This is a genomic window from Paenibacillus sp. 22594, from assembly GCF_052044425.1.
Taxonomy (GTDB): Bacteria; Bacillota; Bacilli; order Paenibacillales; family Paenibacillaceae; genus Paenibacillus_AQ.
This window is the reverse complement of the sequence record NZ_JBQENA010000001.1, coordinates 1,094,886-1,108,780: the sequence shown is the minus strand read 5'-3', so window position 1 is coordinate 1,108,780 and position 13,895 is coordinate 1,094,886. Positions and strand designations below refer to the sequence as shown.

Genomic DNA, 13,895 nt, shown 5'->3' with positions numbered 1-13,895 from the left:
GGGAGGTGAGTCATTATGCCGGAATTACCGGAAGTAGAAACTGTCAAAAGAACACTTAATGCCTTAATTATAGGCAAGCAGATACAGAACGTCACCGTCCGGCTGCCGCGGATCATTCAACGTCCGGACGATATTCAGGCTTTTGCGGGCATGCTGGCAGGCCATACTGTAGTAGAAGTGGAGCGTAGAGGAAAGTTTTTACGTTTTGTGCTGGATGGCCTTGTCATGGTATCTCATTTGCGGATGGAGGGCCGCTATGGTCTTTATCAGGGAGATGAGCCGCTGGACAAGCATACCCATGTTATTTTTCATTTTACGGATGGTACGGAGCTGCGGTACACGGATGTGCGCCAATTCGGCACCATGCATCTGTTCCAGCCGGGGGAGGACTTGCTGCTGCCGCCGCTGAAGAAGCTGGGGGAGGAGCCGCTTGCGCCATCTTTTACACCAGAACGGTTCAAGGAAATCGTCTCGGGCAAAAGCACCAAAATTAAGCCGCTGCTGCTCAATCAGGAATATGTAGTCGGTATCGGAAATATTTATGTAGATGAAGCGCTGCACCGTGCCCGTATTCACCCGGAAACGGGTGCCAAGTCGCTTACCGGAAGTCAGCTGGATCAGCTGCATCATGCCATTGTCGCTACATTGACGGAGGCTGTGAATGCAGGGGGATCTTCGGTGAAATCGTATGTCAACGGCCAGGGAGAGAGTGGAAGCTACCAGCATCAGCTGCTCATCTACGGACGCAAGGATCAGCCTTGTGCGAGCTGTGGCACACTGATCGAGAAAAGTGTGGTGGGAGGCAGAGGCACGCATTATTGTCCAAACTGCCAGCCGCAAAAGGGATTATAAAGTAAGCGTTACATCGTAAGATTTGGCACTGCCGTACTTCCGGTTTTACGCTAATGTTGTCCATGCAGCGATAAAAGTCAGGCACTCAATACTTGTCCCGCCCATATACTGTGTGAAGAATGCTGATTAGAGCCAACGGAGCCTTGCCCGGAGCGTTTTCGGGTAGGCTGCCGGTTCTTCACGGGAGGGATTGCGGGTGCTCAGCCCATTTTTTTCATTGCTGCTGCTGGCGTTTGCCCTGAGTTTGGACGGTTTTGGTGTTGGTGTTACATATGGGCTGCGTAAAATGAAAATACCGCTGCTCTCGATCCTGATCATCTCGCTGTGCTCTGGGATCGTCATTGGTGTCTCTATGCAGGTCGGTGTGCTGCTGGCCAAGGTGGTTTCTCCTCATGCCGCATCCAGTATTGGAGCGGTTATTCTCGTCTTGATGGGCTGCTGGTCTTTGTTCCAGATGCTGATGCAGAAGGAGAAAGAGCATAGTGCGGAAGACGATAGCGGGAAGGCTGACGGGGTGGCTAGACAGGAGACCGCTGCTGCTCTTGCCGGGAGCGCTGGTTTTGAGGGTTCTTTGGAAGCAGTGGACGGGGAGTCGCCTAAATCGGCGGTTTTCTCGCTGGAGCTGCGGCATCTTGGAGTAGTGATCCAGATTCTTCGTACGCCTTCTTCCGCCGATATGGACGCTTCCGGCAGCATCTCTTCCACGGAAGCGATGGTGCTTGGAATTGCATTGTCGCTGGATGCATTCGGTGCGGGACTTGGAGCAGCATTACTGGGATTCAGTCCGGTCTCTACGTCGCTGATGATTGCCCTCTTTAGTGGAACTTTTCTGCTGCTGGGGATGAAGACGGGGTTGAAGCTGTCGGGAAGCTACTGGATGAGGCATGCTGCCGCATTGCCTGCGTTATTATTAATTGCAATGGGAATAATGAAGCTATTATGAGGTGAGTACATGATTATGGGCTTAACCGGAGGCATTGCCTCCGGAAAAAGCACCGTATCCGCAATCTTTGTGGATAAGGGGGCGCGACTGGTTGATGCCGATGTCATTGCCAGAGAGGTGATGCTTCCGGGGTCTCCGGTGCTGGCCGCTGCCGTGCAAGAGTTTGGAGGAGAAATCCTGCAGGCAGATGGGACGCTGAACCGGGCCAGGCTTGGAGAGATCGTTTTTCATGATCCTGAGGCACGGCAGAAGCTGAATGATTTGACACATCCGGCGATCCGCCGGGAGATTAAGAACCGCATGTATGCTTTGGAACAGGAAGAACCCCAGCGATTGGTTATTGTGGATATTCCACTCTTGTATGAATCCCGTCTGGACAACCTGTTTCAGGAGATCATCGTGGTCTACATTCCGCGTGAGCTTCAGCTGGCCCGTCTGGTGGAACGCAACACGCTTACGATGGAGCAGGCTGAAGTCAGATTGAATGCCCAGATGGACATTGAGCAGAAGCGTAGTAAGGCTACCTATGTCATCGACAACAGTGGTAATCTGGATGATACAAGGCAGCAGGTTGCAGCTTTATGGGACAGGCTGGGTCTGTCATGAAATGGCTGCGTAAAAAAAGAGTGCTGCTCCTGCTGTTTGTAGGCTTTACAGCCATTCTGTTCTTGAGTACGAACTGGATGTCCTGGTTTTATCCCATTTATTATAAGAATGAGATCCGCACGCACAGCCTTACCTATGAGATGGATCCGTTCCTTGTGGCGGCAATCATCCGGGTGGAGACAAATTATAAAACCGGACGTGAGTCCAAAAAAGGTGCCATAGGTCTTATGCAGCTGATGCCGGATACTGCCAAGTGGGCGCTCGAAAAGGCCAAGCTCCCGGACGTATCACTGGACAGGCTTAAGGAAGAGCCATCCGCTAACATTGAGCTGGGCACCTGGTATCTGTCTTCGCTGTCCCGCAAGTTTGACGGCAACCGCACAGCGGTTATTGCCGCATACAACGCTGGCCCAGGCAAGGTGCAGCGCTGGCTGGATGAAGGGGACTGGGACGGGAGCGAGGCGGCTGTGAAGGATATTCCGATTGGCGAGACCCGTCATTATGTGCAGCGTGTCATTTATTATTACGAACAGTACACAGAGATCTATAATGAGTTCTAGAGTTTAGTAACCCTACATTTGCTGTAATTTTCTTATGAATTCTTATATTTTAAAAAAAGAAGTATTACACGACCCGAAAGTCGAATAATACTTCTTGGTAAACTTATGGAGAAATGTTTATTTGAACTGACCTGCCAGTGATTGTTCAGCCAGGGTTACAAGACGTTTTGTGATGTAACCACCGATCGAACCGTTTTCGTAAGAAGTTTTATTGCCTTGGTATCCATCTGGGGAGAGCGTGATACCGAGTTCTTGGGCAACTTCGTATTTCAGTTGATCCAAGGCACCGCGTGCATTTGGAGCTACCAGGTTATTGGAGCTGTTATTTTGGCTCATTACTGTTCACCTCCTATCGGTTGGTAACAGTATTATGTGCTGGACTTGCCATCTTCATAACAACAAATAAACGGTGATTTATGGAAATTAGAATGAGCGCTTCGAAGCCGGATTCCTTGCCGGACCGGGACGACACCTATAATGTAAAAGGAAGTGATTAAGCTTATGAAATGCCCATACTGTGATCACACGAATACCAAAGTACTGGATTCCCGTCCGGCCAACGAAAATAAGTCAATCCGCCGTAGGCGGGAATGCGAGTCATGCAGCCGGCGGTTCACCACATTTGAGATGATCGAAGAAACGCCACTGATTGTGATCAAAAAAGGCGGGAGCCGCGAAGAATTCAGCCGCGATAAAATCCTGCGCGGCCTGATCCGCGCCTGCGAGAAACGTCCCGTTTCCGTCGAGCGCCTGGAGGTCATCGTCTCCGAAGTCGAGAAGTCCCTGCGCGGGATCGCCTTAGCTGAAGTAGAGAGCCGCCAGATCGGTGAGCTTGTCATGGAGCAGCTCTACCCTGTAGATGAAGTCGCTTACGTCCGCTTCGCCTCCGTCTATCGGCAGTTCAAGGACATCAACATGTTCATGAAGGAGCTGAAAGGCCTCTTGTCCAAGAGTACCGGAGAGCTGGAGGGATTATAGGGAGCTGCTGAGGGTTATGCTATATGGAGTGAGAGCGTTCTCTCTTTAGCCTGCAAGCTGTGTGGAACTGTCCCTGTGAAGCAATAAGCCGCCGTACTGTAAGGTGGTTTATTGCTTCTCCAAATCCTTAAGCGGACGGGCAGAGGATCAATCCAAAAACTTTTTTAAGAAAAGTGTTGACACTGAGTCCGGAATTTTATATTATATAGAAGTCGCCTACGAAACAAATTAACTTCTAAGTAACATAAACATTACAAATAAAGTCAGTTTTTAGAATACATATTGTAGTTCTAAAACGCTTCATGGGGCCATAGCTCAGCTGGGAGAGCGCATCGCTGGCAGCGATGAGGTCAGGGGTTCGATCCCCCTTGGCTCCACCAATAATTTCATATGGACTCTTAGCTCAGTTGGTAGAGCAGTAGACTCTTAATCTATTTGTCCAGGGTTCGAGCCCCTGAGAGTCCATCCTAAAGAAACGGCAGAAATGCCGTTTTTTTTGCGTGCGCCTCACAGTCGCACTATCTAGGTGGTTCAAATCCACCCGGTAACTTTACCCTTTAAAGTGCCGTAGCTGAAGCAGACTTCCGGCAACCGAAGGTTGCCGGAAGGGCAGGGTGTCTTCCGTAAGGAAGAATCCGAAGGGCATGCAGGCAAAGTCCAGCCCGGAATGCAGTGAACCAGAGGTGGCGGCGATGCTGGGTGACCCGCCGTAAAAACGGGGAAACCTATACGAAATCGTATATCTTACAGGAAAACACACAAAGGGAAATGACCTGCAAGACTCATCGACGTGATTAGGGTCAGGATGGATGGAACAGAAGGTGCAGATAACTGAGGGAAGTCTCGTAGTCTCCTTGACGCAAACACGAACAAGGTAGGGGCGGTATAACCGAAAGGGAAAACCAAGCCGAAGGGTTGCGAGATGGCGGATCGTTCCGTAGTAGTGAGCAAGTCCGGGCCAATGAAAGCTGGTAACAGTCTGGGGGAGAAAACCCGGATGAGTATGCGCCTGAAAATTTTTTTTTGAAGGCGAGCAGCTAGAAAAAAAGTGGTGCCGCATACCCTGCTCTCACTCCAAGAGAGGAGAGACAGAGGCGAAGGGAACGTGCTTTGTCAAAGACTGTGAGTGTTCGCGAGTGGATATCGTAAGCGCCGTAAACCAGCGAGGGTTTGATCGAGAGGGTGAGTCCCGCCGAGAGCGAGAGAGCACTTGGGGAATGAGGCAAACTGGCGACCTGAGTACATCCAAGGCAGCAGGAGCGATTGAATTTTTTTTTTCTAACACGCAGTTGCCGGGATGGAACAAGAAAGGAATCGATATCTGTAACGGAAACAAGACCAGCCTGGTGAGTAGCGGTAAAGGTGGTGAAACACCAATGAAACCGAAAAGACGTTACTATTCCCTAATCGATAAGGTTTACCAAATGAACAATCTGGACAAAGCCTGGCTGTCGGTGAAAAGGAATCAAGGAAGTGGCGGTATTGATGGTGTCAGCATCGGGATGTATGAGAAGAATGTAAGCACGAACCTAAGGGAACTCCAAAGGTTATTGCAGCAGGGCCGTTACGTTCCCGATCCGGTGAGGCGGCATTACATCGAGAAGGAAAATGGGAAATTAAGACCTTTGAAGAGGATTTTTATTACTATAGCTTTGGTTTTCGAGCAGGATATTCGGCGCATCAAGCCATACGTACCATCCGGCGGGCCAAACGTAATGGATATGAACATGTAGTAGACCTGGATATTGTATCTTTCTTCGATGAAATCCCCCATGAAGGACTCATGGAGAAGGTGCAAGAAAGAATCTCGGACGGAAAAGTACTGACGCTCATTCGCGGGTGGCTGACGTCGGGAGTCATGGAAGATGATCAGTTCCATGAAACAGAAATCGGGTCTCCCCAGGGCGGAGTCATCTCGCCGCTCTTGGCAAACATCTATTTGAATGCGTTCGACTGGGGCATGAAAGAGCAGGGATTTGCCGTAGTCAGGTACGGGGACGATGCCGTAATCCTATGTAAGACAAAGGAACAGGCACAAGAGGCGTATAGGGCAGCAAAGAAGATATTAGAAGAAGAACTGCGACTGCGAATGCACCCGGAGAAAACAAAAGTGGTGGATTTCGATGAGGGATTTCGTTTTCTGGGATTCGACTTCCGAAGGGATTATATCGCCTTGCCAGACGCGAAAGTGAAGAAATATAAGGATAAAATCCGAAATGCAACGCGCAGGCAACAAGGAAAGAACCTGGACGGAATGCTCAAGAAGCTAAACGAAATCAGCCGAGGATTTGGAAACAATTTCGGGATAGGAAATGTAAAGAAAAAGTTTGAACGTCTGGATCAATGGACGCGAATGAGGGTGCGAGCCTTTATGCGCAAAAAGAGATCTATGGTGTCAAACCGGCTGATACCAAACAAAGTACTGGAATCACTCGGAATGGTATTTCTAACAAGCTTACTCACCACACGTTCCTAATTCAGGAGTGAAATAAGCAATCCGGCGACGGATGAAGGAAACTCACACCTGAAGATGGGGAACTGACGAAGGAAAGCCGTGTGCGGGAAATCCGCATGCACGGTTTGACGGGGAGTCCGAAGGAGTAATCCCTCGTCTTACCCTACTGTTTCGGGAAGTGGGAGGATGAAGCAGAAGTGGGGAACACAGATCTGTTTAAGATCACTGGTCTACTTCTTCTTAGAATGGAACGTTCATTATTTCACAAATCGTTTGCTTAACGAACAGTTGAGACAATTCATTTTTCATACCACTTGTGTGCACCGATTATTAAAAGTAATGGGGGGAGTTCCTAAAGCCATGAACGGCTGGTTCGGATATCCTCTTTTTTTTGACAGGATTGACGTAAGCGCTTGGTGTGGACACTCCGCAACGAATTTTGGATATTTAGAAGCCTGCAACGGGTTCTGGGAACCTACAGACCGCCTTATGATGGATAGCCTGCAATCCATAAGGCGGTCTTTGTGCTGTCTTCAGATTGTTGCGGATTCGCTCTGAGATAGGCGTATAAGATATATTCTTGCTTTAAAAGGCCTCAGAAGCTGTGATTCCAGCAGTTCTTCCGCAGAAGGATAATTAGTCATCAGTAGGATCGGCTTTGAAGGCGGGGCATCCAAGACGACGGTCTGCTCTTGTGCAGAGAAGTTAGTGACTACAATTGGCCGGGAATTTCTCCTTGTTCTTGCGCGTTGTTGATCACGGTTAATCATTGCCTCATGGCCGTTACAGTACTGCGCATGCTTTCCTCGTCGAGCTTGTGAAGATTTTCAGTATTTTGCATGCGACTCATGGTAGGTTTTTAACTTTCGTGTGTTCGTATTGGAGGAGGCATCTTTGCAGGAATTGTATACAGTTGTCCTTCACTTGTCTATAAAACGATGGAGGCTCAAAGATCATATTGACTTTCTAAAATCGAGTGGGTACAATGATACCGATAGGAAACATTGTTACCGTAAATGCGCGGTACTTAACTTTCATAAGAATCGGAAATTACTTCTGAGCAACGGTAACGGTGTTTCTATATTGTAACACAGTAATTTGATCTTGCAGGGAGGACAATACGATGAAAGCTGTACAACTGACAAACGGCTTCGGCTTTGAGGAATTAACCATGACAGAACTCGACAAACCAACGCCAGGTCCTAAGGAGGTGCTGATCCGCATGAGGGCAGCTTCTCTCAATTATCGGGATCTAGTAGTCCTCGGAGGATTAATGCCGATCGAAGTCAAATTCCCCTTCATTCCATTATCAGACGGAGCGGGAGAAATTGTAGCCATTGGCCCAGGAGTAACCAGATTTCAGGTCGGACAACGAGTAGCAGGTAATTTTCAACAGCGCTTCATTGGTGGCAACCCAAGACCAGGGGTGTTAGAAGAAAGTCTGGGAGGTCCGTTGAATGGAGTAGCGGCCGAGTATGTCGTTCTACATGAAGACGGAGTCGTCCCTATTCCCGATCACCTCACTTATGAGGAGGCCTCCACCCTGCCGATCGCGGCATTAACCGCATGGAGCATGCTAATCGAATACGGTGGTTTGCAAGCGGGTGATACTGTGCTGCTGCAAGGAACAGGCGGTGTCTCCATCTTTGGACTTCAATTCTCGCTTATGGCCGGAGCACGAGTCATCATCACGTCGAGCAGCAACGACAAGCTGGAACGAGCAAAAGCTCTTGGCGCATGGCAAACGATCAACTATTCGGAGGTTCCTGATTGGGATAAGGCAGCGTTAGAGTTGACTGGCGGCGTCGACCATGTTCTGGATGTTGGAGGAGCGGCAACGATGGGGAAATCCATAAATGCACTTCGCACAGGAGGGACCGTGAGTATGGTCGGGTTCTTATCGGGCTTGACCATTCCGGAATACGATGTCTCCAGTATCTTGCATAAAGCCGCAACGGTTCGCGGCAGTCAAGTCGGCAACCGGGATCACTTTGAAAAGATGAATCGAGCGATTGCCCATCATCGTTTACATCCCGTCATCGACCGTGTATTCCCTCTAGATCGAATTGGAGAAGCGCTCGCGCTCTTGGCTGAAGGAAAGCAATATTTTGGTAAAATCGTAGTCCAAATCTAAAGTCTCTCAAAAATGACATTGGAGGCGCAAGCAGGAACGGCACCCAGAGGCAACAAGGGCGTTCATCGTGTGCTTTTAACAAAATAAGGTTGGAATCTGGGAGGGTGCGAAATGAATCTGGATGATTTGGAGCTATCTTGGAATGAAAAGGAGAGTCTGTCCGGCAAAGTGGCCTTGGTGACAGGCGCTAGCAGCGGAATCGGGGCATCGATCGCCAGGAAACTGGTAAAGCGCGGAGCCCATGTGACTGTAGTGGCACGTCGACGGGATCGATTGGATGAGCTGGTTCAGGAATTGCATAAAGAGGGATTGTACGAGGTTATGGCGGTACCTGCTGATATTCAAAAGGCTGAAGAAGTACAGCATGTGGTCAATGAAACGATTAACCGCTGGGGCCGTCTTGATATTATAGTTGCCAATGCCGGATTCGGGTATCGAAGTCCTTTGGTAGAAGTGGATCTGGAAAGATGGGAGGAGCTGTACAGGACGAATGTACACGGTCTAATGTTGACGCTGCACTACGGGCTTCCGCCAATGCTGGGTCAGGGCAAGGGAGATGTCATCATCATCTCCTCCATTGCCGGCAAGGAAGTGATTGCCGGAGGAGGTCCATACAGCGCTACCAAATACGGCGTTAACGCCATAGCGTCTGCATTACGTTTGGAGACAATCGATCAGGGGATTCGCGTTACGACGATTCAGCCCGGGGCGGTGGCAACAGAATTTTCTCAGGTGGCCGGGTATTCCGAGGATGAAATACGCGCGTTTGCTTCGAAAGTACTGCCGTTACATCCCGATGATGTTTCAGAGGCGGCACTCTATGCATTGGAGCAGCCTGAGCATGTCAGCATTCCGGAACTAACCATCATGCCCTCAAGGCAAGCCCAGCGGTTCAAATAAAACGACGTCCAAATAGTAACAAAAGGTCCGTCCAAGAGTTGGCAACGGATCTTTTGTTTTTCCTAGGGAAACCAAACTTCCGAATTATGATGAATTAGTTCTTCAACCGGCAAAATGGTTGCATTTCTGGACTCATTTATCTGGAGAGATCACTATTTGCTGCCGGCTTCCCATCGAAGATTCCAGTTATAATACTGATCCAATTCCTGGTGCCCGGCGAAATATTCTACGAGTCTCTCCACGCTGAAGGTCTCATCCTTCTGATTACGAATCATGGCGATGGCACACATCCCCTTATGGTTGTTATGCTCATCCAGCTGGACCTCGATTTCTGGTCCGCCTTGCTGCTTGATGGTTACAATGGCGTCAGCCTCAGACCAGTTCGTGATTCCCTCATAGATAAAAGCAAAGATCACAATTCTGCTGATTTCGGAAAGATAATGGCCATTAATCCGCAGATTCTCGCCCGTGGCTATGGTTCCGGTGCGGTCATCCCCGTCTAGGGAGATGTAAGGCGGTCTGTTTAAGCTTCCGAAGGATTCACCGAGTGCTTGGACAGAGCCCTTAATCCCATTTTTTAATTCAAACAGACAACCAAGGTCAAGGTCGACGCCTTTACTTCCGAACCAGCCCGATGTTTTTTTTTGATACCAGTTGAGATTGATCAGTATCTCGCCCAGGGATTCAGTCCCTTTCTGGAGATTGATCACCTCCCCGCGTTTCTTAAGCAGGATGGTATTGAGATTTAAAGGTGCAGCTGAAGGTGACGCTGGTGAAGAGGGGGGCAAATGGCCCGCCGCCTTAGGCCGTGACCGCAGCTCTGGGAGAGAGAGGGGGGACTGCTGCGATTGAATGACTGGGCTGGCGGGCTGAACTGACGGCAGGATGTTATTGACCTGTATCCCATAACTTTCGCACAAAGCAGCTAAGCCTCCTGCATATCCGGAACCCACAGCGCTGAATTTCCATTCATTATGATATCTATAGATTTCTCCGGCGACAATGGCGGTCTCTACCGAAAAAGCTTTACCAAGCCTGTAGCGCAAAAGTTCTGTTCCATCAGCAGCGTTGACGATCCGTAAATACACATCGTCCAATAGCGAGAAGTTTTGTAACCGTTTCTCACCTTCATAAATCGTTAGTGCAAATGCAATCCGTTCGTAGTCTGTAGGGATTTGACTGAGCTCGACAGCGATTTGTGTGTTGTCGTTTAACCCTGTGTAGACTCTTTTATCGGATGGCAATATAGCTATGGATTGGTTCGGAGTAGAAGGATTACCATAATAAATAAGGTCGTCATCTTTAGAGACAGTCTGGGATGGCGTAAGCAAAAACACAGAAAAATCAACCTCAACCTCAGATCTTGTATTATGCCAGCCCATCCCTACTATAATACGGGTAAGGAGTGGATCGTCTTTTGTTAAGTTGCATTTTTGTCCCTTTATAAGTTCAAATGTCATTAGAACCAGCCTTTCAAAAGATTAGTAGCACCTGGACCAATACCTGCAGGAAGGTTACTATCTGCCGCGTCTTCCGGTGTCGAGATTCGGACCGTTCAGACTGGATAACATATCCAAGGAATGTTCGTAAATGCGTACAATATCCTGCACCTTTTGGAACTCCGGATCCGAGGGACCCAGATTGTCCATGAACATACGCTGCAGAATTTCTCTATAAAAGGAGATACGGTTTTCGACAAGACTACATTCGTAATCAATGACCTCTTCAACCGAGTGCTGCTGAACAAATTCCATCAGGTCATCAGCCGGGTTATCGCGATACTCCCGCTCATTACGTGCGGCAATCGGAGTGTTCACATTATCAAGGTTAACCGTGGAACGTATATCGGTGAAGAGAATACCTTCTTTCGCCAGCATGACCTGAAAAGGCTTATGTTTGAACAACTCTTGTGCGACAAGAGCACACATCGCCTGATTCCTTAGCAGGATGCCGTCAAAAGGGTGAAGAACCCATCCTCTGTCATCCCGGTAGAGGCTGAACGTGAAGTACTCGCCTCCATACTCATATTTCAGATTGATATTAGTCTCCGAAGTAAGCTCATATTGAAATGCATCCATTCAAATTTCCGCCTCCTGCTTCTTCTATGTGATTATATTAGCATAGCAGAATATGGGGAATCTTGGGAGAGAGGATTTTTCCCTATGCCAGGAGGCGCTAGTACACATAAACTTACTCTACAAAATATACATAATCTATGCGTTCACCCACAATATTTGCAGCATTCTGAGTTTCTATTTTTTGATCTATTACGAATCCGACACGCTCATACATTCGTTGAGCAGGGATTAGGTCATCATTCGTGAATAAAATAATTTTTCTCACATCATGTTGGAGAATTCTATTGACCGCTTCTTGAAGCTGTATGTTACCATAACCCTTGCCTTTGTGTTTTGACGCAATGCAATTATGACCAATTTCCGCATACTCAGGCATATTTCTCGGGTCCCATGAAACAAATCCGATAGCTTCATCATTTAGTGTAGTGATAAGCCCATATTTATCAGCAATTTCTAAATGGTCAAAGAAAAAGTTATCAAAATCCTGCCAATCAGAAGTACAGCTTTGTTCATATCTGCGATCAAATGAGTACGCATCTGTCAATAATTCAAAGAGTATTCCCCGGCTAAAGTCGCTCACTTTTTTAAATATCACACTCATGGGCTAATAACTCACTGCGTTCTCATAAATATTCATAACTACCTGCTGGATCGGCAGTTCCTTGACCGAAATGTCGGAGAACCGGTGCTTCCGGGAGATATCTTCTAGAAAATCGCTGATCGAAATATAGGCCGTATCCACTTCAAGCGTAATCTGAAAGCCGGAAGGCCTATCGATTACCTTGGTATAGGCATTGTCGAAGTCGGTACCCTGTACGGACTCTGCAAAAGTAAAACTGACTCGTTTCTTCTCTCCCAGAAAAAGCTTCAGCTGCTGAAGCGAATCATCAAATACCTTTTCCCCGTGGTTAATGACAATGACCCGGTGTGCAAGCTCCTCCACATCCTCAAGATCATGGGTGGTCAGAATACATGTCATATTCTGCTTCTTGTTCATCTGGTGAACGAATTCGCGGATTTTGACCTTGGCGATCACATCAAGCCCGATGGTGGGCTCATCGAGGAACAAAATATCCGGCTGGTGCAGCATAGCCATGACGAATTCGCATTTCATGCGTTCGCCAAGAGACAGCACTCGAGTGGGCTTTTCGATTACATGGGCAATATCCAGCAGCTCCGTCAGCTCTTCCAGTCGGCTTTTAAAATCCGGATTGGCGATCCCGTAGATGGCTTTGTTCATGTTAAAGCTGTCGATAGGCGGAATATCCCAGATGAGCTGGGATTTCTGACCGAATACGGCTCCGATTTTGCCGACATAGCGCTTTCTGTCCCGGGCAGGCGAATACCCCAGCACTTGAATTTCCCCGCTTGTAGGATACAGTGCTCCGCAGAGCATTTTGATTGCCGTTGATTTCCCTGCCCCGTTGGGACCCAGAATGCCGCAAATTTCTCCCTGCTCAATAGCAAAGCTGATATCGTTGACCGCGTGGACCATGACTTCTTCGCGCTGGAAGAAGCTCTTGAAGGTCTGTCCCATACCTGCGCCACGCTTGTAGGTTTTATAAGTTTTGGTTAAATGCTTCACATCAATAACCGGCATCATCCGCCTACCCCCTCGTACAATCTGATCATATGCCGATAAATCCATACTCCCGCCGCCAGAAATAAAAAGCACGGCAAAATAGCCGCGAAATCGCTGGCTTGCGCCCGTCCAAGAAGCGCAGACGCAGGGAAGAAGCCTACCATCCCCACCGGAATGATCATCGAGGCTACAGCCTGCACAGCCTTCGGGAAAATGGGCAGCGGATATTTTCCAATGTGCAGCACACTGTCGGCAAGCTCGGAGATTCTCGAATTGCCTACCCATTTGAAGGACATAGCAGCCATCATTAGGGATAATCCTGCCAGGACAGCTGTTCCTGCGATAAATAATCCGGTGAACTGCAGCCAGTACAAGGCCGAAATAGCGCCAACATGCGCAGCAGAGAAAATAAATAGAGAGATCCCGCCCAGTAATAAGCCGATACTGTCGGTAGAAAATGTAGTGGCAACAATATAAAACAGCGGATTTAGCGGCTTAAGAAGTATAACCTCGAAGCTTCCCTCACGGACATGCGACATGGTAGTCCATAGAACGCCGCCGAAAATAACACTTGAAAGCCCGCTGGACATGGTGAATACAGATTGGATTAGCAACACCTCATACAAGCTCCAGCCGGGAAAGCTGGTTCCCGCCCGGTAAATAAGCAGGGTCACCAGTGGGAACAAAATGTTGCCGACTAGTGTGATCAGACTGCTGACGATGAAATTCATGCGATAGGCCGCAGCTGATTGCACAGCAGAATACATACACTGCTTGTAAACATCCAGATACCGTTTCATGGTAAGA

General features: G+C 48.4%; 15 protein-coding genes and 2 tRNA genes. 11 read left to right on the top strand and 6 right to left on the bottom strand.

Features of this window, described 5'->3' with window-relative positions; translation table 11 throughout:
• The first annotated feature begins 15 nt into the window (after window positions 1–15).
• From mutM to ACTJKB_RS05170, 4 genes are all read left to right on the top strand, one after another.
• The gene (gene mutM, locus ACTJKB_RS05185) at window positions 16–852 is read left to right on the top strand and encodes a DNA-formamidopyrimidine glycosylase (protein ID WP_440832238.1); all 837 of its coding nucleotides are present in this window, start codon (window positions 16–18) and stop codon (window positions 850–852) included.
• Between the two features lie 196 nt (window positions 853–1,048).
• Window positions 1,049–1,795: a manganese efflux pump gene (locus ACTJKB_RS05180; RefSeq protein ID WP_440832236.1), complete on the top strand. Its 747-nt coding sequence runs from the start codon at window positions 1,049–1,051 to the stop codon at window positions 1,793–1,795.
• Window positions 1,796–1,804: 9 nt separating this feature from the next.
• Complete coding sequence (gene coaE / locus ACTJKB_RS05175) at window positions 1,805–2,401, top strand: dephospho-CoA kinase (protein WP_440832234.1); 597 nt, start codon at window positions 1,805–1,807, stop codon at window positions 2,399–2,401.
• Window positions 2,398–2,961, top strand: coding sequence for a lytic transglycosylase domain-containing protein (locus tag ACTJKB_RS05170; protein ID WP_440832734.1), 564 nt, complete (start codon window positions 2,398–2,400; stop codon window positions 2,959–2,961). Before coaE ends, ACTJKB_RS05170 begins: the two co-directional genes overlap by 4 nt.
• Before the next feature lie 117 nt (window positions 2,962–3,078).
• Here the strand turns inward: ACTJKB_RS05170 and ACTJKB_RS05165 are convergent, their stop codons facing one another.
• A complete protein-coding gene (locus ACTJKB_RS05165) occupies window positions 3,079–3,297 on the bottom strand; it encodes an alpha/beta-type small acid-soluble spore protein (protein ID WP_074084046.1) in 219 nt (72 codons plus the stop codon).
• A 165-nt stretch (window positions 3,298–3,462) separates the two neighbouring features.
• Here ACTJKB_RS05165 and nrdR point away from each other — a divergent pair, with 165 nt between their 5' ends.
• The 7 genes from nrdR (at window position 3,463) to ACTJKB_RS05130 (ending at window position 9,428) form a co-directional block, all read left to right on the top strand.
• On the top strand, window positions 3,463–3,939 hold the full coding sequence (nrdR, locus tag ACTJKB_RS05160) for a transcriptional regulator NrdR (protein ID WP_074084047.1): 477 nt from the start codon (window positions 3,463–3,465) through the stop codon (window positions 3,937–3,939).
• Between the two features lie 304 nt (window positions 3,940–4,243).
• Window positions 4,244–4,319: transfer RNA gene (locus ACTJKB_RS05155), tRNA-Ala, on the top strand.
• A gap of 12 nt (window positions 4,320–4,331) precedes the next feature.
• Window positions 4,332–4,404 (top strand) — tRNA-Lys (locus ACTJKB_RS05150).
• 671 nt (window positions 4,405–5,075) lie between these two features.
• Complete coding sequence (locus ACTJKB_RS05145; RefSeq protein ID WP_440832232.1) at window positions 5,076–5,672, top strand: hypothetical protein; 597 nt, start codon at window positions 5,076–5,078, stop codon at window positions 5,670–5,672.
• A complete protein-coding gene (locus ACTJKB_RS05140) occupies window positions 5,555–6,415 on the top strand; it encodes a reverse transcriptase domain-containing protein (protein ID WP_440832732.1) in 861 nt (286 codons plus the stop codon). Before ACTJKB_RS05145 ends, ACTJKB_RS05140 begins: the two co-directional genes overlap by 118 nt.
• Before the next feature lie 1,102 nt (window positions 6,416–7,517).
• Window positions 7,518–8,528 carry a zinc-dependent alcohol dehydrogenase family protein gene (locus ACTJKB_RS05135; protein ID WP_440832230.1) on the top strand — a complete coding sequence of 337 codons (1,011 nt, stop codon included), beginning with the start codon at window positions 7,518–7,520 and terminating at the stop codon, window positions 8,526–8,528.
• A 111-nt stretch (window positions 8,529–8,639) separates the two neighbouring features.
• Complete coding sequence (locus ACTJKB_RS05130; protein ID WP_440832228.1) at window positions 8,640–9,428, top strand: SDR family oxidoreductase; 789 nt, start codon at window positions 8,640–8,642, stop codon at window positions 9,426–9,428.
• 152 nt (window positions 9,429–9,580) lie between these two features.
• Here the strand turns inward: ACTJKB_RS05130 and ACTJKB_RS05125 are convergent, their stop codons facing one another.
• The 5 genes from ACTJKB_RS05125 to ACTJKB_RS05105 all read right to left on the bottom strand — a co-directional run bounded on the left by ACTJKB_RS05125 (window position 9,581) and on the right by ACTJKB_RS05105 (window position 13,888).
• Complete coding sequence (locus tag ACTJKB_RS05125) at window positions 9,581–10,888, bottom strand: TerD family protein (protein WP_440832226.1); 1,308 nt, start codon at window positions 10,886–10,888, stop codon at window positions 9,581–9,583.
• A gap of 57 nt (window positions 10,889–10,945) precedes the next feature.
• Entirely contained in the window at window positions 10,946–11,506 is a 561-nt protein-coding gene (locus ACTJKB_RS05120; protein WP_440832225.1) for a hypothetical protein, read from the bottom strand.
• Window positions 11,507–11,618: 112 nt separating this feature from the next.
• The gene (locus ACTJKB_RS05115) at window positions 11,619–12,107 is read right to left on the bottom strand and encodes a GNAT family N-acetyltransferase (RefSeq protein ID WP_440832224.1); all 489 of its coding nucleotides are present in this window, start codon (window positions 12,105–12,107) and stop codon (window positions 11,619–11,621) included.
• A gap of 3 nt (window positions 12,108–12,110) precedes the next feature.
• On the bottom strand, window positions 12,111–13,109 hold the full coding sequence (locus ACTJKB_RS05110; RefSeq protein WP_440832223.1) for an ABC transporter ATP-binding protein: 999 nt from the start codon (window positions 13,107–13,109) through the stop codon (window positions 12,111–12,113).
• Window positions 13,106–13,888, bottom strand: coding sequence for an ABC transporter permease (locus ACTJKB_RS05105; protein WP_440832221.1), 783 nt, complete (start codon window positions 13,886–13,888; stop codon window positions 13,106–13,108). The genes ACTJKB_RS05110 and ACTJKB_RS05105 overlap by 4 nt, the downstream gene beginning before the upstream one ends.
• Window positions 13,889–13,895: the final 7 nt, after the last annotated feature.